Genomic DNA, 24308 nt, shown 5'->3' with positions numbered 1-24308 from the left:
ATTAGTAAAATGCTTTCTAAAATGAACAAAAGAAATTACCTCTTCACTTTACTTTTTCTTAGCCTATTGGTAAATGGTCTAAAAGCCCAAAACCCTTTGCCCAATTGGGAACAGGTGAGCGAAAAGGCGGACTGGCAGGCCAGGGATTCACAAGGAGAACTGGTTTATAAAGACAAACTCTGGATTTTAGGTGGCTGGTTTGATTCCCATCATGCGCCACCAAGAGATGTGTGGTCCTCTGCCAATGGAAAGGACTGGGACAAAGTAGCATCCAATGCGCCATGGATCCACAGTGACCTTCCCATGACCTTTGTTTTTAAGGACAAAATGTGGATTACAGGTGGTTGGTACAATGGCCGGCTTGATGGCCATTCTGCCAGCAATAGCATCTGGTCCTCCACAAATGGAGCAGACTGGAAATTGGAAAAGAAGGCAGCTTCCTGGACAGCTAGAATTGCATCAACCATAGTGGAATTCAAAGGCAAGCTATGGTTAATGGGTGGAATAGAAAATTACTATTTTGGAGATGAAAAAAGCCTTAAAAATGATGTGTGGGTCTCCGAAAATGGGAAGGATTGGAAATTGGCCACTGGCGATGCCGGCTGGTCTCCAAGAGCTTACCATCAGTCCGCTGTGCTCAATGGAAAGATGTATGTTTTTGGAGGTGGGAATTACACCCCTGAATACCATGCAAAAAATGATGTTTGGGTCACAGAAGACGGCATCAATTGGAAACAGGTAACCGAAGCTGCCCCCTGGCATGAGCGAATATGGTTTTCATCTGTCGTGTACAGGGACTGCATCTGGGTAATGGGAGGCTGGTCCAACAACCCTTACAAAAACTGGGGAGACGCCTGGTACAGCAGAGATGGCATAAACTGGACCGAATACAAGCCGGAAATATCCTGGCCCGGCCGACACGAACATTCAGCTTTTGTATTTCAGGATAAAATATTTGTTGCCGGAGGCATGCTCCCTCCCCTAGTCAATGACGTTTGGTCACTAAACTTGCCTGAAGAATGGTAAAGTTCAATCTGTCTTTACCTAGACAAAACCCGAATACACCTCTTAAAGAACCAGAACAATAGAGCCCCAAACATTAAGCACCATCACCAAATCACACAATCATTAAATCACCCCATCGCAGATCACAAGATCACTACATTCCCAGATCACTTTATCACCAATAAATTGATACCTGTTAACAAATAGAGGGTATAAAAGATTAGAATTCTTAATCATTCTCATTTAATATCAATATTGCTAAACCTCCATAATTAAAACCCAAGTTAAAAAAGAACAAACAATTATTTAAATACCCATGTGCTTCTCAATCCGGATGAGACGCTGTTCATGATCTGAAACGTGATTCCCGACAAAATGCATAAACTCATCCATCTCTTCCTGGAATTCTCCAAAGGAGTTTTTGAGTTGACCTGTAGCATCATGTAAATAGGAAATTTTGGCATCCATGTTGTTCAAAGCCCGCTTTATACGATGTTCAAATTCTTCAAATTTTTCCATGCTGTTTGGTAGAATTAGCTCCTTTAAATATAGTGATTTTTTTTATAATGGTTTTAGTAAGTGTTTTTAACGTATATTTCATTCTAGTAGAGAGCTAACAAGATCATTTTTTCTTATGTCAAGATTCCCAAAAAGATAATTCACCATTATACAAGATGTCAAATTTTCATTCCTAACGGGTGCTAAAAAAGGTAAAGGCAAAAGAATGGCACACCACAGCCACCGATTCACTACATCACACTATCACCCCACCACCACATCACACCATCACTCAATCTCTATACCACAAATTCCTGATTTTCTTCTCATTACAGTCTTCACACATGCTATTCACAAGATAAATATGCCCATTCACGGGAAAAAGCAGCCAGTTCACAATAAATATAATTATCTCTTTATGAAAAATAAATTTAATTGGTTTAATTAAAACATCTTTTAACCATAAACCAAAAAATAGAATGAAAAAGAAAATAACTTTGCAGAAAGCTACTGTTGCCATATGAGTAGTGGCCATGAGTGTGGGATTATTTAATTCCTTTAATGTGGAGGCAGATGGAGGTTGTGGCTATTATAAAGAAAACGACTACTGCCAAAATTATTATCCCAATTGTACCTTTGTAGTAAAAAAATGCCGGGAAGAAGGAATTTTTACCTGCGAAGTTTGGATGCAAAACCCATGTAGTCTCGCATGTGGAGGCTTTTAAGAAAAACAATGAATTCTTTCTCTCAAACATTACCCGGAATTATCTTTAGTTTTTTATTTCTCTGCTCCTGCTCAAATACATCCAATAACAATAATTTGGGTTCCCAAAATATGGCAATTCCCATACCTGAAGAAAATATCGAAAGATTTTCAGAAGTTTTTAATAAAGTAAATTATATAACTGTCCAATTACCACTCGAATCATCCATTGGCCAGGCCGATAAAGTAATTATAACTGAAGATAATATATTCATTGGAGACTTTTACCAAAATCCTAAAGTAATTATCCTTGACAAGGAGGGTAATTTCCTAAGCTGTATCAACGCATTTGGGGAAGGACCGGGGGAGTACACTCAAATTAACGACTTTGTCATACATCATGAAGACCCGAAAGTACTTATTTTATCTACCAAAAAAATATTGGCATTCGATTTCAATGGAAATTTCGTTGAAGAATTAGACAGACCAATAAGTGGTGGATATAAATTCTTAGCTACCAAAAAGGACGAGTTGATATTTTACGTTCCTCCAAACATTTCGTCGGCTGACCCTAAGCATGGCGATAATATATTATTTTCATATGAAAACCAGAAAGTCCATCCTTTTTTTACCTCTAAATTTATGGAAGAAAAAATTCCGTTTTTTGCCGACAGGAATATCTTGGTCTACTTAGACAACAAAACTTTCTTTACAAAGCATTTTTCCGATACAATCTACGTATTTGAAGGTAAGGAATTGAAAGAAAAGATGTATTTGGATTTTGAGAATTCTAGAAAGCTAAAGTTAAATATATTTCAGGAACATGACTCAAATATTCTAAATAACTTGGAGTACATGCAAGACTATGTATACCACATGCCCAATTTACACCTATCCGGAAAATATTTGGTCACTTGTTTTAGGGAGAAAAATTACAGAAGTACGCTACTCTATAATAGAACAAAAAAAACATCTAAATCCATCTCCAATGCTACCAATGATTTAGATGGGTTATTACCTTATTTAAATGTTAAATATTTATCCAATAATACACTCATTAGCGTCCATTATCCCGATGAATTCATTACAATTGAACAGATGGAAAATTCAGACCATCCCCTGCTTGAGTCACTGCAACAAGAAACAGTGTCTTTTGTTTTTGCCATATATCAAATAAAGGATTAACCAATTCCTTAAGAACTCACCTCCAGTAGATTACAAGGTCACTCTATCACAAGATCACTACATCACCATATCCAATAAATATGCCCAGATCACGGGAAAAAGCAGCCAGTTCACAATAAATACAACTATCTCTTTATGAAAAATAATTTTAATTGGTTTAATTATACCTTATTTTAACCATAAACCAAAAAATAGCATGAAAAAGAAAATAACTTTACAAAAAGCTACGGTGGCCGCTGGGGTTGTGGCCATGAGTGTTGGATTATTTAATTCTTTTAATGTAGAAGCAGATGGAGGTTCTGGCTATATGTGTTGCCCAGGCACCTCATACTGTACTGATGAATCTGGAATAGTATGGTCAGAGGACAGACCGGTTGATAGAGATTTTCCAGGTGATACCTGTACGAATCATCAATAATCTATGGTAAATAGTAAATAAAAGGCTTCACGATAAGAGTTATTTTATATCTAGATTTATTTAGGTTAGTTAGAATCTTTCGGTTTATCGTGAAGCTTTTTAGCAAATTGTAAATTTAATACTGTTGTGAAATTAACTAAAAAATCAAATAAGGTTTTATTAAATGCGGCAATGTTAATCATTATACTATTGTCTTTATCGAATTGTTCAGAAGACAAATTGAAATCTGATAATGTAAAAAGCTTTACTGAAAAAACGATACCTAGAACAGTAAACCTGGCTGGCAAAAAATACTTTTTTGAGGAAATAAAAGTGCCGCTTAAAATTTTCATTAAAAACAATAAGTTGATCATTGGCGAAAGCAGAAGGGTACCTGAAGATTTTCCTCCAATTCATGTCCTCGATGCAAAAAAAATGAAATATTTGCGGCCATTCGGTAAAATAGGGTTTGGACCCGGTGAAGTTTCTGACGTCTCAGGAATTGATTTAGGTGCCAATGATAATACTTTCTGGGTTTATAGCGCAATGTCAAAGCATTTTTCAGAATTCGACCTTGATGATACCACATCATTGTCAAAAAATCAAATCAAACAAGAAGGAGACTTCTATATGGCCATGGCCATGGCTTGGTCCTCCGATAGTACAGTTATGTGCCGCATGGTAAATGATCCCCATCAATTTGTAGAATTTTCGATTGATGGAAGGCGCTTAGCGAATTATGGGAAATGGGAAGATCATTTAGTCAGAGAAGACCTAACCAATTATATGATGTCGGATTTACATATGGGATGGTTTAAAGGAAACCAGATAAATAATGTTTATGCATCTGCTGGTGTTTATAGAGATAGAATTGAAATTTTAAACAAAGAGAAAGGAAAAATTTTCATTACAGATGGCCCCTTCAATTACATTCCCAAATTTACAATTGCTAATTCCAGTGGCTCATCTAATAAATTAATCGTGGGTATAGCCGAACCCTTGGCCTATTTGGACATTGCTATATCCAAAAACTATATTTTTGGTTTATATTCTGATAAAACCGAAAAACAATTGAGGGAAAGTAATGAAATCGCCAATGATATCTATGCATTTGACCTGGAAGGTAAAATTAAATGTAATTTTATATTGGATATTTCTATCAGAGGATTGGCGGTAGACGAGGAATCCCAAAAATTATATGGCATCACCACAGATGAAGATCCAGGAATTGCTGTTTTTGACTTACCTGACCTAAAATAATACCTCAATGGGCAAAAATACTTCGCTAAAACAATCTTTTTTAATCCTCACCAATAAAACCTCACTCCCTTTAATTCAAAAATACCATAAGCTGTTTACAGCTACCCAAAATATGGGAGATACAGTGGTGTTGTACCATTTGCTAGGGGATAATTCTAATCCAAACTTAGAAGACGTGAATACGCACATCTTTGACGATGAAGTCTTAAGCTCCTTGAATTATTTCCCACTTGGCTTTACCCTGGTACCGGGTAGCAATCATTTCCCCTTGCTAAAATTCTACCTTTCTCATCCACATTACGATTACTATTGGTGCATTGAAGACGACGTGGAATTCTCGGGGGATTGGAAATCCTTTTTTGAAGATTTTTCCTCTATTGACACTGATTTTATCAGTAGTCATATCCGCCGCTATAAAGAAGAACCGGAATGGCCTTGGTGGCCTACCCTGGCCCATCCCTACACCGTTATCCCACAAGAGCAACGGATCCGGTCCTTTAACCCCATCTACCGAATTTCACGTCAAGCTTTAGAATTACTTCACAAAGCACTCTTAAGCAAGTGGTGTGGGCATCATGAAGTACTCATTCCTACCCTGCTTTATGAAAGTGGATTTTCCATCCAAGACTTTGGTGGGAAAGGGGAATTTGTACCCGAAGGCCTTGAAAACAAATTTTATTCGGAAAATACACCTAACAAAAGAGGTATACTTTCCGACGGCACCATGCGATGGAGACCCGTTTTCGAAAAAACAGGGAATTTGAAAAATAAACTTTACCACCCTGTAAAAATAACAGATGAATAAGGTTACACAACTTTTCCATACACGAGATGAGCTATTGTTGGGACATTACACCAGCCTCGAAAATCCTGGACTCTTTAAAGGCAAGTTTGGCCTTTGCCTTTACTTCTTCGAAGCCTTTCAACAGTGCGAAGAACTAAAATACCAGCATGCAGCGGAACATTTACTACAAGAGGGGTACAATTTTATTCACCAAAACCCGATGCCGACCTCATTTGACAATGGACTGGCCGGAATTGCCTGGGGAATTAACCAATTAATCAAAAGAGGTTATTTGGAGGGTAATGCCGATGAATTGCTAATGGAAATAGACACAATCCTTTTCAAGGTTATTTCTGAAAAAACGAACGAGCTTGAATTTGGCTTAAAGCGTGGAATATTAGGCTACCTGATCTATATCCTCGACCGTGTTTCAGTCCAGCCTAAAAATGCGCCAGAGAAGGTAAACAGTGAAATATTCACTTCTCTTGCAGTTTTACTGATCAACCGCATCCACCTAATGGCCGAAGAAAACAGGGGCAATTTTACTGAGCCAAAAGAATTTAACCTATTCTGGGACCTACCCAATTACCTGTATGTGTTGGGTGAAATCAACCGCCTGAACATAATGCCCAACAAAACCCGACAAATGATTCGAAACATTTCTCCTCTGCTGCTTTCCTTGATTCCCCAAAATTTAGGAAACTGTCTCAGTTTGCTTTACGGAATGAGCAAGGTGGCACATGAGGATTGGTCAGCACACACCCGACTTCTGCAAGAAAAATTAAATAGTGCTTCAATCACTTCTTTTAGGCTTGCAAATAAAAGCCTGTATGTAGAAAACGGTCTTTCCGGTTTGATTTTATTAGACAAGCAAGTAGGGTTGGAAATAGATGATTGGAAGGGCTTGTTTAATGATGAAAAAAACGTACAACTAGCGATGCAACATCTGGAGAAATCCGAGTATTGGAGAGCCACCGAAAAAAATCCAGAAAACGAAATGGGGTTTATTTACGGAATTACAGGAATTCATTACGCTCTCCTTTTTTTGAAACAAATTAAAGATCCTCAACATGAATAAAGCGTCTCTGCAAGATATCAGCTTTCTTATTCCTGTCCGGTTGGATTCAGTCATTCGGTTGGAAAACCTAATGGTGGTGATAGACTTTCTACACCATCACTTACGCTCTCCTATTTTAGTCCTTGAAGCTTCCGCTTATAAAACCGGGATTATTTCTGCTTTAGCAGGGAATAAAATAAATTATTGGTTTGAAGAAGATAGGGACGATATCTTCCACCGGACAAAATACATCAATACATTGGTAGGGTTTTCTAAGACACCATTTGTAGCAATTTGGGACTGTGATGTTATCATTCCACCAAAACAAATCATAGCAGCCCTAAAATGCATGAAAGATGGCGAATCAAGTTTCGTTTTTCCCTATGCCAAAGAATTTTTAGATACGGGTATGATCCTTAGGGAAATTTTTATAAAAAATCGGGATCTTACAGTATTTACTTCACACAAAGCTAAAATGATGTCAATGTATGGACCTGACCCCATAGGTGGTGCTTTTCTTGCAAACCTTCAGGATTACAAGGCAACGGGGATTGAAAACCCGAACTTTTACGGGTGGGGAAGGGAAGATGGAGAGCGAATACACCGATGGAAAGGGCTAGGTTACAATCATAACCGCATAGACGGACCCTTGTTCCATCTTTCTCATCCTCGTGGAATCAATAGTAGTTTCCATAGTAATCGTGAAGACCAGGGAAAATGGAACGACATTCTTTATATTAAATCACTGGGGAAAAAGGAGTTAAACAACAAAATCCAAGAATGGTCTCAATCTTAAATTATTTTACAAATTTAACTAAAAAATTGAATCCTAAATTGAAGATTAAATCCCAGGTTGAGTACTGGATTCATATTACTGGGAATAAGAAAAACTGGACGGTAGTACAAATTGGAGCCAATGACGGCAAAACCAAAGACCCACTTCATAAGTCTATTTTAAAAAATAAAAAATGGAAAATGCTTTTCGTAGAGCCCGTTCCCTACCTATTTGAAAAACTAAAGACCCATTACCCCGATTCAACTAGGTTTTTATTCGAAAACACCGCCATCAATAATGGCACAAGGCAGGAATTTTATTGGGTAGACCAAAAGGCCAAATACATCCTAGGCAATCTTCCGGACTGGTATGACCAATTGGGCTCCTTTGACAAAAACCATATCAGTAAACATCTGAACGGTATTTTAACCCCCTTTATTGTTTCCACAAGCATAAAGGGAATTACCCTGAAAACTTTGCTTCAAAAGCATGGAATTCAACAAATCGATCTATTGCGGATAGATTGTGAAGGCCACGACTGGAAAATACTTAGACAATTGGATTTGACCAGATTTAAACCCTCTCTTATATTATTTGAAATGAAACACTTGAACCGGGAAGAATTAAAAGCAGCACTTTTATTACTTTACAATGACTATCAGGTTTATCAGTTTGAGGGGGACTTTTTGTGCTTTTCAAAAGTCGGATATAACGAATTATCTAAAAAAGACATAAAATACCTTCTTGACTTTCATTCCATCGAGTCACTTAAAAACAAGCTTTAGAAAATGAATGAAACTTCAAAAAAATTAAAAATTGCGTTCTTAGTTGAGCGTTTCCCCAAATTATCCGAAACATTTATACTCAACCAAATTAGTTATTTGATTGAGGCAGGCCATAAGGTGGATATTTTTCCGGCAGGCAAGTCTGAAGAAACTAAAGTACATGATGAGATTCACCGATTAGGATTACTCCAGCATACTTTTTATCCACCTAAAGTACCCCAAAACAAAATATGGGCTTGGCTAAAATTCTTTGTGTTGGTAAATATTAAGCAGGCTGTTCGAAAATTGGTTAAGTTACTTGATTCTCAGGATTTTTACCACAATCAGGATATGATACGTCGGTTATATTTGATTTCTCTCTTCTATCCATTTATATCAAAAAATAAATATGATATTATTCATTGTCATTTTGGCCCTACCGGCTTGAGAGCAGTTTTTGTGAGATCACTAGGACTTTTAGATGGTAAAATGCTCACCACCTTTTATGGCTATGATATCACTCATCGGGCAATGGGTGAAAACTATTATCAAAACCTGTTTTCCAATAGCGATATATTTATTGTCATTTCTAATTTTATCAGGGAAAAAGCAATTTCAGCTGGATTTGACAAGAATAAAATTGTGGTTTTGCCCATTGGTGTGAATCCTGGAGAATTTATACCTCATAAGCAGAAAACAGACAAAAATTGCATTCGACTGTTAAGCGTTGCGCGATTAGTAGAGAAAAAAGGATTGTACTACTCCATCTCAGCTTTTCACCAGCTTGTAGAACTTCACCCAAATACCTTTTATGACATCGTGGGCGATGGTGAATTGATGAAACCTTTAATGGAACTGGTAACCTTTCTTGGATTGGAGGAAAAGGTTTTCTTTCATGGAGAGAAAAAAAAGGTTGACATTATCAATTTTTACAGAAATTCCGACATTTTTGTACTTCCAAGCATTACTGGGAGTGATGGCAATTCCGAAGGACAGGGTCTGGTACTTCAGGAAGCCCAAGCCATGCAATTACCGGTAATTGCTACCTTACACAATGGGATACCTGAAGGAGTAATGGATGGCATCACTGGATACCTAGTTCCCGAAAAAGATATCAATGCCCTTCAAATAAAAATGAAATACCTTATTGAACATCCAAGGGTTAGAAAGGATATGGGAAATAGTGGTAGAAAATTTATAGAACACAAGTTTGACAACTTCCATTTAGGTAAAAAACTGGAAAAAATATATACTGATCTGCTATAAGTCATTTAGGACTCAAATATTTTTGTTTAAAAGCACTGATTAAACAAAAAATATATACAAATAAATTTTAATCGGTAATAGAAAATAGATCGTCTATTACATAATTCTGAGATTAAAAATGTAATTCCAATACAAATGTCAAATTAACACCTATTATTTTGTTAAATTCTAATTTTTTTTTACTTTAACAATATAGTTATACTACTAAACATTTTTTATGGAAACCTCCTATTTAATTCTCAAAGGCAGCCAAACCATACTAAAACTAGAGTTGAAAAAAATAACGCATTTTTTAGTAAATGATTACCTTCTCACGGTCTTTTGTTTGAATAAAAACAGCCATTCTTTCTGTTCTTCTCTTAAAAGTATGGAAGATAAGTTGCCGGAAAACTTTTTCAAAATAAACCGAAACTGCATAGTAAATGTAAATTTAATCTATTCTCTTCAAGTAAAAAAAAGGGAAATAATTATGCAAAACGATTTTCGCCTTAAGGTGGCCAAATCAAAATGGACTGAAATAAAAAAGAAAATGATTCTACTAAACCAACTAAATAATGGCTTGGAAAATACAAATTAATCCTATCTCTTGTTTATTTAAAGATAAAACTGGAAATAATAGCAGGAAGTCAAAACCCAAAGAAAGCATTGAGGTAGAAACAATTTTTATCCTAAGTGCAGGTAGAACAGGCACCCGTTTTTTCCAGGATTTTTTTAATACCTGTTTCAGTCAGGTATATGCAGTTCATGAGCCCCAACCTGATTTTTTTGACATGGGTATGCAAAAAATTAGGACAGATTTGATTTTTGACGTCAGCTGCCAAAATATATGTGAATTCAGAAAACCATTACTAAAGCAAGTGCTTTCCACTCCAGAGACCACCTATATAGAATCAAATCCGCACGCTGCATACCTTATTCCAGAACTAATGGCTACATTTTCATCTATCAAGTTTTTGTATGTAGTCAGAAATCCAATAGACTCCGTCAGGTCATTTTATGCTAAATCTCCAAAAGATAGTGGTGGGGAAATGTTGTTTTATGGGGAAAACGATCACAGGAAAAGGATCTGCCCCAAGGACTTTCCAGGCGATGGATGGGAAAAAGAATGGCCCGATTTCAACCGGGTTCACAAAATAGCCTGGTACTGGAATAAAGTCAATAGCATTATTCAGGAATCCTTGCAAAACAGTGAAAATTCCCTACAAATTAAGTACGAAGATTTCTTTTCAAAAAACCAGTCTATCAGGGAAAAAACAATTTTACAAGTTATAGAATTTTTGAAATTAACCGAAAAAAGGGATGCAGATTGGAACAAAATAAACCATATCATGAATCAAAAGTCGAATGCAACCAAGGTAGAGTACCTCCCACCCTTTGAACAGTGGCCCATAAGGGAAAAAGAAATGTTTAAGGCGTTAACAAAGGAAATGAGGATCAAGCTAAATTACAAATAATACCTAAAACCCAGTTTCTTTCACTAATCTTCAATTACCACATCACTACATAAAACCTTCTCCAACTCACCACGTCCGATAAAACCGCTAGTTCACGGGAAAAAGCAGCCAGTTCACAATAAATATAATTATCTCTTTATGAAAAATAAATTTAATTGGTTTAATTAAAACATCTTTTAACCATAAACCAAAAAATAGCATGAAAAAGAAAATAACTTTGCAGAAAGCTACTGTTGCCATGGGAGTAGTGGCCATGAGTGTGGGATTATTTAATTCCTTTAATGTGGAGGCCGAAGGGGGTTGTTGTACAAGTTGGGTGTGTTGTCAAGCTGGTTTACCTAATACCATATGTTACGATGAAGAGGGAAGACCCTGGATAGGTGATGAAAAAAAATGTAATACAGATTCATGCACAGTTTAAAATAAAAAGCTCTGAAGCCTTAATCAAATGGCTTCAGAGCTTAAATCGCAGACTAATTGATATATGAAAATACTATTATTATTAAATAAAAATAATTTATTGATCTTAATTTCAGGTCTATTACTTTGTGCCTGCAAGAAGTCAGATCCTTCTAACAAGGTATTCACAAAAGAGACCATACCAAAAAGCATTGAGTTAGTTAGCCAAAAATATTATTATCCTGAATTATTAAAACCAAATAATCTTCTAGTTAAAAATGATTTTATTGTAATACAGGAGTTGACCAATCAACCCCCCATGCACATACTGGATAAAAAAACACTTCAATACTTAAATTCGAAAGGTGAATCTGGTTTCGGCCCCGGAGAAATTACGGATTCTTTTATGTTTGATTTTGGCAATGATGAGGGTACTTTTTGGGTTTACAGCTTAGGTGGAAAGACTTATTCTGAATTTGAACTAAGAGATGATTCGCATCAACCAACTCAACAAATAAAACAAAAAGAAAATTTTATTACGGCTATTAATTTAGTTTGGGCTACTGATTCCAGTGTGATGACCAGGATGGCAAACGATCCTGCCCGATACATTGAATTTAAATTGGAGGGAGATAGAATAAATGAATTTGGCACGTGGAAGGAGATAGAGCCCAAAAAGGAATTCAAGGGAATTTCCAATTTTAATCTTGGGGATTTACACCAAGGAAAACTGTTGAGGAAACCCAATAGTGATATATTTGTTCATGTGGGGATAAGAAGAGACAGGATCGAGATTTTAAACAGAAAAACAGGAGAAATTTTAGCGATAAATGGACCATTAAACCATGTCCCGGGATTTTCTATTGTTGGAAAAGGGAGCGGTGCTGGATTGGTAATAAATGAGGGAGAACCCTATGCCTATTCAAGCGCTTGTTTGGGAAATAAATACATTTATGGGCTTTTCTGCGGAAGGAATAGGGAAGAATTACTAAATAGTGAAATCAACTCAACAACAGTTTATGTATTTGATTATGAAGGAAATTCGAAATTTGAGTTGATATTAGACAGGTCTTTACAATCCATTGCTGTAGATGAAAAGTCCGGTAAGCTTTATGGTATTACCACAGATCGGGATCCTGGACTGGCTGTGTTTAGCCTACCTGATAATTTTTGATTTTATAGATTTGTGGTAAAATCTAGGTTTATGGCCTAGGAAATTGCAATTACTTAAGTTTGCCATATGACCTGATTTTGAATGAAGGCAATTATTAATATACCTCCCAGAATTAAGCTTACCCCTTCAGAAACCGGATTGAAAAATTAATTACAAAAACTATGGGTTTTAATCTTAAGCTCCCTGAATTATTTCCCTCTTGGCTATACCCTTGTGCCTGGAAGTGATCACCTGGAAGTAATCATTTACACAATTACCAGATCACCACATCACCAACTCACTAGATCACCACATCACTTAGCAAAAAATTTCCATGCACGAAAAATGACACCCATGTACTCGGAAAAATTGAGCGTCAACAGTTTATCAATTCTATAAGTTGTTAAAAAAACTAAATATTTTGGTTAAAATCAACATTTGTTTTTAGTTTAGTTAATATGAATAACTTTATGCTATTTGTTTTAATTTCTCTCGTTTTTTCTTGTTCTTCCACAACGAATGATGGAAATCTATCAATCATTGTAGAAAAAATTCAAATCCCAATTGATGAAAAATTCTTAAATACATATCAAATCTGGGATTCCTATTATGAAAATGAGGAATCCAAACTCCTTGCCTATAACGCAACAAGGCATTCATTTGATTTGTTTAGCTTAGATAAACAATCTACTTTAAGCCAAATACCACTTGAACGTGAAGGGCCTGATGGTATAGATAAAGTTGATGGGCTAGATTACTATAATGAAGATTCAATTTTTTTGTACTCGAGAGGTAAACTATATATTTCTACGATAGAGGGGAAAATTAGTAAAGTTCATTCACTTTATGAGTTGTTTAATTTTGATGGTGGAGGAGAACCATCTATAAATTTCTATTTTAAGCTTCGGTATAACCCTGTGTCAAAAAGTGTAGCTTTCTTTATAGTCTACCACAATACAGATCAAAAATCAAAAGGAAATCTTCCTCTTATAGGCTTACTTAATCTTGAAACAATGCTGTCCTAAATAATTTTTGATTTATCATTTGGTCTGTATTTGGATAGCAATTAGGCATCTTTTAAGTAGCTTAAGAAAACAGAACCCCCTGTACTACATTCTGGGGTGGTTTGTCGGGTTCGATAAATGGACTATCAAGCCATTTTTGCAGTTCGATTTTAACAAAAATATTGAGCCGGATAAAGGCGACCAGATTGGATAGGTGCCACCCGAATTTTGCTGTTGCCTTCATGACTTTGAGTAGAAGGATGGTGATCAATGCCGTCCATATCTGGATCATTACCGCATTTTTGGAGGTCCCGATAAAGGTTTTGATATGCAATAGTTGTTTAATGTCCCGAAAAAACACTTCAATTTCCCATCTTGATTTGTAGAGGTCCCCAATGGTCTGCGCTGCCCAAGCAAAGTTATTGGTAATCAGTTCTATGGTCTGCCCGTTTTCCTCATCCCACACAGCCACTCTTCTAAGCCTTCCAAAATATTTGGCTTTGGACTGTGGGTTGGTCAGTTCGATTTCTTCGTCTTTGAGCACATGCTGGGCGGTTGTTGTGGGAAGTTCCCGTTCTTTGATGGAACTGAAAGCAAGGTTGCCTTTGTGTCTGATCACGAAGAACACCCCCTTGCTGTCCCAGACGTTGAGCATAGGGAAGTCATTGTAATACCGGTCTGCGACGATCACCGACCCTTTTTCCAGGGGGATGTTGTAAGCTCCCTTATTGTCACCGACACTCCCTTCGGTAATATTCACGTAAACAGGGAGTTTACCGTCATATTCCAGCAGCGTATGCATCTTTACAGCTCCCTTTTTGGTACGGAAAGTAGCCCAATCAAACACCGAAAGGCAAAGGCTAATCACTGTGGCGTCCAGCAAATAAACAGGAACCTTGATCCTGAGTTTGGACCTCTTGACAGATGCCTGCTGTCCTAAACTTCCCAACAGTGAATAGTAAAGGTCCCTGAAAAGATCCGAATCCCTTCGTTTGTTTTGATAGCTGATACTTGATTTGGATGGAGCTTTGGTAATGCCAAGATGGTTAAGGTTCCCAGTGGCAGACCGAAGCCCATTGGAAATATCCCTTACCGATGTGCTTTTGGCAAAATGGCAGAACAACATCGAAACCAGATGCGTCCAGCTGTCAAATCCCTTGCAACCCTTATCTGTTTGCTTTTCTTTTACCAATTTCTTGAAAATTGAACGGTCAATCTTTTTAATAATCTGTGAAAACAATGTAATATTACACATGAGAGGTTCTTGTTTTTTGGTGCAAACCCAAAATAACTATTTTGGGCAAAAAATGGGACCTCTCATTTTTTATTTAGGACGCTATTGATCTTGAAACATTAGAAACTAACTATTTACCAATTTATCATACCGATTTTTTTAAGGAAAATTATGGAAATGTTGGTTTTGTTACCTATTTAGGATTCAATAATTTTTTCGAGGGAAATATGATTTTTAATTATCAGTACCAATCCAATATTTATAGTTTAAATACCAAAGGAAAATTGAAGGAAGGAAAAGAGGTTAAGCATATATTGCCTTTAATCAACTTAGATAATATTGATTCGCATGCCATAAACAATACGCATTATCTTTCCCCAATACCTGACCCTTGGCGGAAACTTATTTATAGATTCAATTGGGAAGCGCCAATTAAAGGGAAAGAAATTTCATTTCTAAAAAAGAAAACCTCACTTACCGTTTTTGATTCCAAATTGAAAAAACTTCAGCACTATTCATTACCTGATTATACTTACCAGATCAATAATTGGTTTGCAACTAAAAAGGGTTTATTTTTAAACCTAGCACATCCTGCAAATCCTGCATTGAAGGAAAATACCCTAGAGTTCCATGTTGTAAAATTAAGGAATGACAAATTTTGATAGCTTTTCTACTGTTTCTAAGTGCAATCACAGGTTTTCACTTTCCTCCCTCTGATACAACTCATTTTTTACTGGTACCGCTGGATCATCATATAAAGAATGCTAGGAAAATAGAAATTAGCTATACCCTAATGCATCCCTACGATAAGCAAAAGGAAACCATTCTGCTAATTGAGGATCCTTTGGACAAGTATTTTCAGGAAAGCATAGACATGCAGCCGCTGTTGGATGAATTTAATATCGTTCATATCAAAGGTCGGAATGAGGCTGATGCCATTTTGCAAATTATCAATTCTTCAGGGGAAATTGATTGGGCAAAAGCTTATCAATTGCTAAATATGGACCAACAAGCAAGGGACATAGAGTTGATCCGTAATGCCTTGACCGGAAACCACAGGGTACATTTACTGGGCTTTTCAGGTGCCGCTGCCTACCTGCATTATTACCTTGGCCTTTTCCCTGAAAACGTCAAATCCTTGATTTCCTTCAACCCCCTACTCTTTGACCTTCAAAAAAACCTGAATCTTATCAACCCCTCACAGTGCCTGGAAGCAATACCACTTGAAAATGCTTCCTACCTTGATTTTTTGTGGTACAACAATTCCGAGAACCTTTGTAAGGAACAAACGGGGACTGAATACATTGATCTGGCCTTTTATTTTTATTTAAAATGGCGGTTTCTGTTACCATCTTTAGTAGAAGCAGATAAAGCCGATATCGCTCAGAAGATTAGGCTTTTTGAGCACAGTTATGGATTGACCTATAATGCAGCTTCCAATTTACTAGAATCTAAAATAGCGAAGTGGATGATGCTAGAAAGTCATGAAATATGGAAGCAGTTTGAACGCATACCTTTCTCTGTATATGGGGTAAATTATGACCGGGGATTAGATTTTAGTGGTAAGGTATTGATTGTAGGTGCAGTACATGACAAATTGCTTTCCAGATTTTGTTATGATGTGTTGGCAGAGTTTTATTTAAATTCCACCTTATTGCTTATTCGGGATGGGCATTCCTTTGGGAAATTAGGTGGTTCAATGTTGCATAGTAAATTGATTAGCTCCTTTATCAACAATGATATTCAGGAAAAAGTCACTGTTTATCAATTGCTTCAGGATGAAGGTTTACTTTTTAATAAAAAGGATCGGGTAAGGTATTGAGAAGGTAAAGGTTATTTCTATAGATTAGTTTTGGCTAAATTTTTCTTTGGTTCGTTTTTTTTTATCATGTTAACACTGCCTTATTCAGGGCTTGTCCTGATGCGTAGCAAGTCAGGACAAGCCCTGAAACGAAGTAACTCAGGAGAAAAGAAATGAACGGGTAAATTTTTATTTAGGCCTTTACCTTTATCAAAAACTTTAATAGGTCCATGATGCGTTTTACATTAATATTCCTTATATATATTTACCATGTTATTTATCATGACCATTTTTTACTTTTTTGCTACAGGCCTGCCCTGACCCTAGTCAGTGGTCAAAAAAGTAAACAACCTGTCCTGAAGCAGAGCTAGTCAGGGAAAACCCCGCCGCTGAGTATCTTTTCAGCTAAAATTTAAGGCTTCCCGCGCACAGGCAAACTCCTTAGTTTTTGGTTTTCACATATTTCGTTATTTATTGGGTATTCCCCTAACCAAAAACTTCGTCAAACAGTGCCTGTGCCTTTGCCATCCCCGCTTAAATTTCTTAACGCCGAAAAGCTACAAGGCGGAAGTAAATTTTCGTCATTCCGAGACTTTGCGAGGCCTTGCGCGTAGAAAGTCGAAGGAATCTCCAACGTAATAAGATTGCCACACCCTTTTCCTACGCAACACCTCCCCATAAAAGGGTTCGCAATGACGATATAGAAAATTTTTAACAAAATCGTAAATATTAGCGAGCTGGCCGGGCCAAAACTACGAGGGGGCGAGGGCCTTGCGGGGGGAAGTTTAGTTTTGGCTAGATTTTTCTTTGGTTCGTTTCTTTTTATCATGTTTACCCTGTCTTATTCAGGGCCTGCCCTGAAACGAAGTAACTCAGGGCCTGCCCTGAGACGGAGCAAGTCAGGAACTCCAATCAGCTGTAATAGAAATGAACCAAAACCCCATCGGGGTGTTATTTTTGTAGCCAAGGCTGTAAAGCCTTGGTTAAGGCAAGAAGTACAAACTGATTTTGGCGGTATTGTTGCTTTTTTTCTGCAACAATGCTGACAAAATCTCTCACGCAAGCGTCATTTCCTTACATTTTTTTCTATATTCAAATTCAAACTAATAATTAATCTCCCTTTCCGGTATGTTTTCACCATGCCATGGAAAAGCATAGGTCGGAGGATTTTGAAACCGGGTCATTTCAATTTCCAGTTTCACAACCGATCCCGGTGCTATCTCAGCTTGAAAAAATTTATGATCGATTGTATCAAATTGGTATGGGTATTTGTCAATCATATTTACCCGTTTGATATGGTGTTCTCCAAACATCCCACCCTGAACAATTACCTTCTTTGTTTCGGTGGGATGTAGGTTTACCAATGTAAGGGAAATACCGGCATCTGTGATTTGTTCAACCAGTGCTGCCATATCCGAAGGAATTCCGGTCCTCCTATTTTCAGGATCAAAATAGCGAACTGACGTATGCAATAATCCTCCATGGTAGATATGGTTGGGAGCGCCAAGCATGGTCTGAACAATTCCTTCTAATACAACCGGATTCAGGTTCAGCCAATGATGGACATCCTGAAAATCCGGTGTTGAGGTATCTTTTCTAATCCGATCAAGTCGAGATAGCATTTCATTGTACGTCGCTTTTAAAATATCCACAGGATAAGTGGGAACCTTCCCTTCTAAATAACCCAACCAAGTAGCTGTATTAACCTCATCTCCTTTGCCCTTTCTATAATTCAATTTAGCCATTTCCTCAGGATCCAATAAGTCTTTTACCCTTTCCCAATCCTTATTTTTTCGGGACATGTACCATAAATGAGTAGGATACATGGGTTGCATCGGCCGATAGTCGTACCATCCCCTATCATCATATCGATGAGGTACCAATTTTTTACCATTTTCTTCCTTTGCCTCATTTGAAACGGATGCGATAACGGCATTGGGTAAATCCAGGTATTTATCATCTCCGGAAATCAAATAGGCATTGGAAGCGCCAATTGTTGTCGCTTCCAACTTATTTTTGACCCCATGGGGCCATTTCCACCCATAATATCCTCCCCACCAATTCCCATCCATGTATTCTCCAATCTCCCCCGAAAGGCCTACATTATCCGGGATTATCCCATCGTTTTTTTCTGTCCTTTCCATCCAGGCATTGACATAGGAGGTTACCCATACTTTGTATTCCTCCTCCCCAGAGTACATATAGGCATTCAGCATCATGCTTGTTGAAGCCAAATTTAAGGGCACATCTCCTTTCATCATCCGGTTATTTAAAGCCTCCAAAATAAATTGGAATTTGTTGTCGTTGTTCCAATCTTTTCCGGATGTAACATTAGGTATGTCGTCATAAGGAAGGGGATAATTACTTAAAATGGGTCTATGGGTAACCCAGTCTTCAGCAGTATTCACAAACCTGGGACCAAGGCTACCTGTAAGTGGTGAACGAATAAGTTTCAGTTTACTGTCAAAATTGGACTTTTCGGTACCATCATCAAAATACAATTTCGCAAACTTTGTGGCCCTATCCCGCATCTTTTTATCGGTGGGGTCTGCCAGGCCGAAAAAGTAAAAATAGGTATAGGACTCCCCATGATGCATCCAATCATAGCCTGCATCAAATTCATCCACTATCTGACCATAGCCGGTAAACTGTCTGGTAACTCCTTCCCATAATTTTCTAGAAAGCAGATCTATTTCTTTTGGTCCGCCTAGCGCATAATACAATGGGAAATTATAAAAGCTCTCATAACCGTCATCTGAACCATCCATCCCGGGCCATTCATCTCTCCAGATTAAAGTACCATCAGGATTGGTATATTTTTCAACAAATTCCATGGCGGCAGGATAGAGTGCTTCCATCATTTGCCTTTGTAGCAAAGCCCATTCCGGAGGTGGAGAAGGTGAGTGGTAGGGTACGGATTTGAGGTTGGGGATTGAATCTAGTTCCTGACTTACAGCAGGGTTAATAATTACTGTCACAAAAAATATTACTACTACAATGTATTTCATAATGTTTTTATTTCAGAATTAAATTTTAACTTATTCCTAATTTCAATTTATTTTTAAATGGCTTTTAAAGTTATAAAAATAAGCCACAATTTTATGGAATTTTGTATGATTTTACTATGAAATAAAAGGATAAGGGCTTCTATTGGAGGTTTATAATTATTCTAGAAGATATTTTATCTTTTCTAAATTCCTCTTTGGTTCGTTTCTTATTATTAATGCATGATATGAAGCGAAGCAACTCAGGGCCTGTCCTGAAGCGAAGCAACTCAGGGCCTGTCCTGAAGAGAAGCAACTCAGGAGAAAAGCCCGCCGCTGTGTATCTTTTCGGCTAAAATTTAAGGCCTCCCGCACACAGGCAAACTCCTTAGTTTTTGGTTTTAACATATTTGGTTATTTATTGGGTATTCCCCTAACCAAAAACTTCGTCAAACAGTGCTTGTGCCTTTGCCATCCCCGCTTAAATTTCTTAACGTCGAAAATCTACAAGGCGGAAATTAATCTTTTATATGAACTGAATCCTAATCAGGTTTATTTAAAATGCCTCATTCAAAGACTTTGAGTTGTGGAAGTCGAAGAAATCCCCAGCGTTATGAGATTGAAACATCCTTTCCTTCACTTCACCTCACCAAAAAAGGGTTCGAAATGACGAAGTGGTATATCGTTAATTCGGTACACTTCGACAGGCTCAGTGACCGAAAAACGTCATTCCGAGGCATTGTTAGGGCTTGTTATTGAAAAAATCAAACAAATCCCCAGCGATATGAGATTGAAACATCCTTTCCCTCCACCATCACAGATCACTACATCACCTGATCACTACATCACCCCTCCACAACCCCTCCACTCTACTTAATCTCATCCCATAAAAATTCATACCGCTCAATACTAGGGAAAGCCTTATTGGCTCCTTTGTAGTTGATCATATTAAAAAAGGTCTTGCCTTCTTTTTCCTGAAAATAAGGGGCCGCATAATAGCCATCTGTGATATGCGCACGTTCGCTATTGTCCAATATGAACCATTTTTCTACGGCTAAAGATTTCGGGTTGATCTTGAACAGTCCCAACTCCATCCTTCTCCCCTCTCCTTCCATGGTTCTCCAATTCCTACCCAATAAATACAGATTGCCATCTCTTGAAAAAAGCCGTGGTCGACCAATATGAGATTCTATAAACCCATAGGCTGAACTTAAATTATTCTCCTTGATTACCTTAAATTCAGCATCTGTAAAATAAATTCTTTGATTGTGCCCATATTCTCTGGTGGTCACCATAAATCCATCTTCCCATGGAATAAATGCACTTTCATTGATTTTATGCCCACCAAATTCCTCGGTTAAGTTGCGAACCAAACTCCATGATTTACCATTATTCTTGGACTGAATCACATCCACAGACCATTTACCTCCAGGCCTATAACCAAAGCCCATCACCAACATATAAGTAATTTTGTCCTTAACGATAAAGTCAAATGCATAGCCATATTCCCGCCCATCTACCATTGGCGACAATTCGGTTTTTGAAGCCTCAAAACCATCCTTTGTCTTCCTTACACTTACCTGTCTCAACCCTGTACGGTAATTGTCCTTGTCATGTCCGGAATGTTGAGAGTCGATATAGAGCTTTATAGATCCATCTGGAAACTCAACCCATTCCCCCATTTGGTGAATTAATTCGGGGTCACTCGCCAGGTTTTTTCTTTCTATGATGACATTATTTTTGGTATCGAAATGCATCATATCCAACCGAGCTTCCTTCCCTCCGCCATGTTGTGTTCCTCTTTTAAAGGACACCAATACTTCGTCTGGATTCAGTCTTAAAATAGCTGGGAAAGCCAAATAATTGTCTTCTTCAAATTCATTGGAAGAAACCAAAATTTGCGTTGTCTTGTATTTTGGGATTATAGCGTCTTGTCCATTTGCCATAAAAATGGCTATAAAAAAAACAGCTAGGCAATTGGTTAAAGTTTTAAGATTTATCATTATTTCATAAGGTTTGGTCAAAACGCAACAAACACGCTGCTTTTGAGATTATTGGTTTTTCTTATTGTATTTTATCCCGAAATATGCAATAGACATTCTATTACGTGCTGAAATCGCTTTAAAATCAACCACTTCGTTGCTGTTTTCAATTTCACCATAGCGGTGCTATGCTAAAATATCCAAACAGCCTGATTTTCTTGCGATTGCAACACTTCCCGTAACACGGGACAGGCTATTACGAATCCTATTACATAATCCGGGTTTATTCAAACATGATGTTATCGACATGAATGGTTCCTGTGGCCAATGCACGTATAATTAGTTTTGTTTTCAATTGATTAGGGAGTTCGGAAATAGGGATTTGAAACGTTTTCCAATTTTCAGTAAGGTGGACTCTTTTGGAGATTCCCTCTCCTAATAACAACAAAACATCCATCGCTTCTTTTTCCGGAGTTCTCAGAGACACCTTCAAATAATCTGCCTTACCTTTTTTCAATAGAAATTCTTTCGAGCTTATTTCATAACCCTTTCGGCTATTAAAACTTGCAAAGTGGGTTCCCTCAATCGCATCCTGGCTTGACACAATAGTAAAATGCTCTTTACCAAAGGTCCCTTGAGCATCCTCAATGCGAAAAGCATCAAACCAAAGCCTACCATGGCTTTCAACTTCATCTGAAACTTCCATTGCTAAGGCTACTTCTACAAAATGCGATTGGGCAGGTATCTGGTAAGGCAATTTCAGTTCCCTCCATTTAAATGTTCCTCTAACTTTTAGATTTTTTTCAACGCAATCGATGACATTACCTTTGGAGTCCTTAAAAGTGATTTGCATACCTGCTTTTTCAATTCCAGCCAATTCTTCCCCATGCATCCAAACTGAAAAAACAGATGGAGTCTCCGGAATTATAGGGATTTCAGAATAGGACTTCCAGGATATTTTCCTGCTAGCACCTTTCCCTGCATCCCCGTCTGCGTAAAGTAACATGGAGGATCTTCCGGAATAGGACCTACCCGAATATTCAGAATTGGCCATTACCTTCCAGTCGTATGCTGCATGTAAACGATCGTTGCCCTGATTATCAGACACCCAAAACTGCTCAAAATCATCCGCATTCAAGCCTATAGGACTATTTTTACCCGGAAGCCAATCATCCCTACCAGACCATGCCGGTAAAATGTCCCAAAACCAATGGCTGTTTGCTTCTTCAAAACCTCCGTGTGGCATTTTCTGGTGAAAAATATACTCCAAAATACCTCCTTCAGGTTTCGGAATAGTAAGCACTTGTTTTTTATCCTGTTCTACTAGCCTCCAATTCCCTAAGGCTTCCCAAATGTCGGGTTGATAAACTTCATGTATCAGAATACCTTCAGTCCCTAACTGTTGAAAATAGTGCATTTGCTTTGGGATGTATTCCAAAAGGTGACTCAAAGAATGCTCATCCCTAACTTTCCAAAACACAGTAGAGAGCATGTAGGCATAAAATTTCATCCCATTATTTGAAGTTTCCTGTCTAATTTCCCGAAACTTCTCTATTGCACCGTCTTCAAACCAGGCATAAGTTTCGCCTCTAGTATTGGACATCACCAAGCCATCAGCGACCTTATTATCAACCATGGACTTCCAATCCAAAAAGATGTTTTTACCGGAAGGTTGTAAATACCCACTAAGTGTTGCACCAGCAATGGAGGATATATTGTAGGCATCTAGGGTTCTATTGGCTTCCTTTAGAAAATCAATAATGAAATCACCATGTATTTTAGCCATCTTTTCTCTATCCGGGGTAGCTATCAAAATATCAACCCCGTAATTTTCCTCGTATTTTTCTACAATTGGTGAATTATAAGCAGCATAGGTATTTCGGGGAACCTCAGTCATGTTTCTTGGTGTATGACTGGATTTTGTACAAAAAAACATTTGATCAACTTCATATTCAGCAAGGTCCCTAACCCTACCAAGCATGTAATCTCTAACTTCTTTGTGTGCGTAACTTGGAAAAGCATTGTAAATAATGGTATCTTTTTGAGATTGTGGGGTGAATTCCGGATGACGAATGAAAAATTGATCATAACTTGATTCAAACAAATCGAAATGAACACCAACCCTTAATCCTGCCTTATGACCTTCCTCTACCAGCACCCTTAAAGGGTCAAAGTCTTCACCAAAAGCATCCAGTCTTTCCCGATACACAGTTCCATGATCGATTCGGGCATTGATTACTCCCTTATTGTTTATTCTTAAATTAATTTGATCGATATTCTTTTCCTTAGCCAACTGCACAAATTGCTTTATTTCAGCAGGCCCCATGACATAAATATTATAATCCCAGGTTAAAATTATAGGGAATGTGTCCTCCTTTTCGGAATAATTCACCCCGCTAAAATCTCCCACATCCAAAGCTTTTACCAAAGGAGAGATGAATAGCACAATTGATATCCCTATCAAGATTGTTTTTACCAAGCCAAAACAATTTCTAAATTTCATTTTTTAGATTATTTGAATAAGGATTGAAAATGATGTTATCCGGGATGATAAATATTTAACCACATAATTTATAATAACCAATCTATACCCTACTAATATC

22 protein-coding genes are annotated in these 24308 nt (G+C 37.5%); 17 read left to right on the top strand and 5 right to left on the bottom strand.

Going from position 1 to position 24308, the window contains the following annotated elements; translation table 11 throughout:
• The first annotated feature begins 21 nt into the window (after positions 1-21).
• Positions 22-1026 (top strand): Kelch repeat-containing protein, encoded by a 1005-nt coding sequence (locus tag CA2015_RS17735; RefSeq protein ID WP_240477832.1) that lies wholly within the window; start codon positions 22-24, stop codon positions 1024-1026.
• Between the two features lie 285 nt (positions 1027-1311).
• Here CA2015_RS17735 and CA2015_RS17730 read toward each other — a convergent pair whose 3' ends face one another.
• Positions 1312-1473, bottom strand: coding sequence for a hypothetical protein (locus tag CA2015_RS17730; protein ID WP_157470535.1), 162 nt, complete (start codon positions 1471-1473; stop codon positions 1312-1314).
• 563 nt (positions 1474-2036) lie between these two features.
• Between CA2015_RS17730 and CA2015_RS25010 the strand changes: the two genes are divergently transcribed.
• From CA2015_RS25010 to CA2015_RS17655, 14 genes are all read left to right on the top strand, one after another.
• The gene (locus CA2015_RS25010) at positions 2037-2228 is read left to right on the top strand and encodes a hypothetical protein (protein ID WP_048643108.1); all 192 of its coding nucleotides are present in this window, start codon (positions 2037-2039) and stop codon (positions 2226-2228) included.
• Positions 2229-2338: 110 nt separating this feature from the next.
• Positions 2339-3391, top strand: coding sequence for a 6-bladed beta-propeller (locus CA2015_RS17715; protein ID WP_048643107.1), 1053 nt, complete (start codon positions 2339-2341; stop codon positions 3389-3391).
• A 196-nt stretch (positions 3392-3587) separates the two neighbouring features.
• Positions 3588-3809 (top strand): hypothetical protein, encoded by a 222-nt coding sequence (locus CA2015_RS17710; protein ID WP_048643106.1) that lies wholly within the window; start codon positions 3588-3590, stop codon positions 3807-3809.
• 171 nt (positions 3810-3980) lie between these two features.
• Complete coding sequence (locus tag CA2015_RS17705) at positions 3981-5048, top strand: BF3164 family lipoprotein (protein WP_014021632.1); 1068 nt, start codon at positions 3981-3983, stop codon at positions 5046-5048.
• A gap of 7 nt (positions 5049-5055) precedes the next feature.
• Positions 5056-5853 (top strand): DUF3405 domain-containing protein, encoded by a 798-nt coding sequence (locus tag CA2015_RS17700; protein WP_048643104.1) that lies wholly within the window; start codon positions 5056-5058, stop codon positions 5851-5853.
• Positions 5846-6910, top strand: a complete 1065-nt coding sequence (locus CA2015_RS17695; RefSeq protein WP_014021631.1) for a lanthionine synthetase LanC family protein — start codon at positions 5846-5848, stop codon at positions 6908-6910. The genes CA2015_RS17700 and CA2015_RS17695 overlap by 8 nt, the downstream gene beginning before the upstream one ends.
• Positions 6903-7685 carry a glycosyltransferase family protein gene (locus CA2015_RS17690; RefSeq protein ID WP_014021630.1) on the top strand — a complete coding sequence of 261 codons (783 nt, stop codon included), beginning with the start codon at positions 6903-6905 and terminating at the stop codon, positions 7683-7685. Before CA2015_RS17695 ends, CA2015_RS17690 begins: the two co-directional genes overlap by 8 nt.
• Before the next feature lie 38 nt (positions 7686-7723).
• Positions 7724-8449: an FkbM family methyltransferase gene (locus CA2015_RS17685; RefSeq protein WP_157466791.1), complete on the top strand. Its 726-nt coding sequence runs from the start codon at positions 7724-7726 to the stop codon at positions 8447-8449.
• Positions 8450-8452: 3 nt separating this feature from the next.
• Positions 8453-9694, top strand: a complete 1242-nt coding sequence (locus CA2015_RS17680) for a glycosyltransferase (RefSeq protein WP_048643103.1) — start codon at positions 8453-8455, stop codon at positions 9692-9694.
• 217 nt (positions 9695-9911) lie between these two features.
• Positions 9912-10271, top strand: a complete 360-nt coding sequence (locus CA2015_RS25455) for a LytTR family DNA-binding domain-containing protein (RefSeq protein ID WP_048643102.1) — start codon at positions 9912-9914, stop codon at positions 10269-10271.
• Positions 10249-11148 carry a sulfotransferase domain-containing protein gene (locus tag CA2015_RS17670; protein ID WP_048643101.1) on the top strand — a complete coding sequence of 300 codons (900 nt, stop codon included), beginning with the start codon at positions 10249-10251 and terminating at the stop codon, positions 11146-11148. Before CA2015_RS25455 ends, CA2015_RS17670 begins: the two co-directional genes overlap by 23 nt.
• A 199-nt stretch (positions 11149-11347) precedes the next feature.
• Positions 11348-11569 (top strand): hypothetical protein, encoded by a 222-nt coding sequence (locus CA2015_RS17665; RefSeq protein WP_048643100.1) that lies wholly within the window; start codon positions 11348-11350, stop codon positions 11567-11569.
• Positions 11570-11632: 63 nt separating this feature from the next.
• Positions 11633-12721 (top strand): BF3164 family lipoprotein, encoded by a 1089-nt coding sequence (locus CA2015_RS17660; RefSeq protein WP_048643099.1) that lies wholly within the window; start codon positions 11633-11635, stop codon positions 12719-12721.
• Between the two features lie 449 nt (positions 12722-13170).
• Positions 13171-13725, top strand: coding sequence for a DUF4221 family protein (locus CA2015_RS17655; protein ID WP_048643098.1), 555 nt, complete (start codon positions 13171-13173; stop codon positions 13723-13725).
• Between the two features lie 61 nt (positions 13726-13786).
• Here the strand turns inward: CA2015_RS17655 and CA2015_RS17650 are convergent, their stop codons facing one another.
• Complete coding sequence (locus CA2015_RS17650) at positions 13787-14959, bottom strand: IS4 family transposase (RefSeq protein WP_048640497.1); 1173 nt, start codon at positions 14957-14959, stop codon at positions 13787-13789.
• Between the two features lie 206 nt (positions 14960-15165).
• Between CA2015_RS17650 and CA2015_RS17645 the strand changes: the two genes are divergently transcribed.
• Together CA2015_RS17645 and CA2015_RS17640 are read left to right on the top strand one after the other, a co-directional pair.
• Positions 15166-15600 carry a hypothetical protein gene (locus tag CA2015_RS17645; protein ID WP_048643097.1) on the top strand — a complete coding sequence of 145 codons (435 nt, stop codon included), beginning with the start codon at positions 15166-15168 and terminating at the stop codon, positions 15598-15600.
• A 131-nt stretch (positions 15601-15731) separates the two neighbouring features.
• Positions 15732-16760, top strand: coding sequence for an alpha/beta hydrolase family protein (locus tag CA2015_RS17640; RefSeq protein WP_157470534.1), 1029 nt, complete (start codon positions 15732-15734; stop codon positions 16758-16760).
• A gap of 1082 nt (positions 16761-17842) precedes the next feature.
• Here CA2015_RS17640 and CA2015_RS17625 read toward each other — a convergent pair.
• The 3 genes from CA2015_RS17625 to CA2015_RS17615 form a co-directional block, all read right to left on the bottom strand.
• The gene (locus CA2015_RS17625) at positions 17843-19747 is read right to left on the bottom strand and encodes a hypothetical protein (protein ID WP_048643093.1); all 1905 of its coding nucleotides are present in this window, start codon (positions 19745-19747) and stop codon (positions 17843-17845) included.
• A gap of 845 nt (positions 19748-20592) precedes the next feature.
• Positions 20593-21726 carry a sialidase family protein gene (locus tag CA2015_RS17620; protein ID WP_048643092.1) on the bottom strand — a complete coding sequence of 378 codons (1134 nt, stop codon included), beginning with the start codon at positions 21724-21726 and terminating at the stop codon, positions 20593-20595.
• 262 nt (positions 21727-21988) lie between these two features.
• Entirely contained in the window at positions 21989-24208 is a 2220-nt protein-coding gene (locus CA2015_RS17615; RefSeq protein ID WP_048643091.1) for a hypothetical protein, read from the bottom strand.
• Positions 24209-24308: the final 100 nt, after the last annotated feature.

Source organism: Cyclobacterium amurskyense, from assembly GCF_001050135.1.
Taxonomy (GTDB): domain Bacteria; phylum Bacteroidota; class Bacteroidia; order Cytophagales; family Cyclobacteriaceae; genus Cyclobacterium; species Cyclobacterium amurskyense.
The sequence above is the reverse complement of the archived record's forward strand: the minus strand, read 5'-3'. Positions and strand labels throughout refer to the sequence as shown.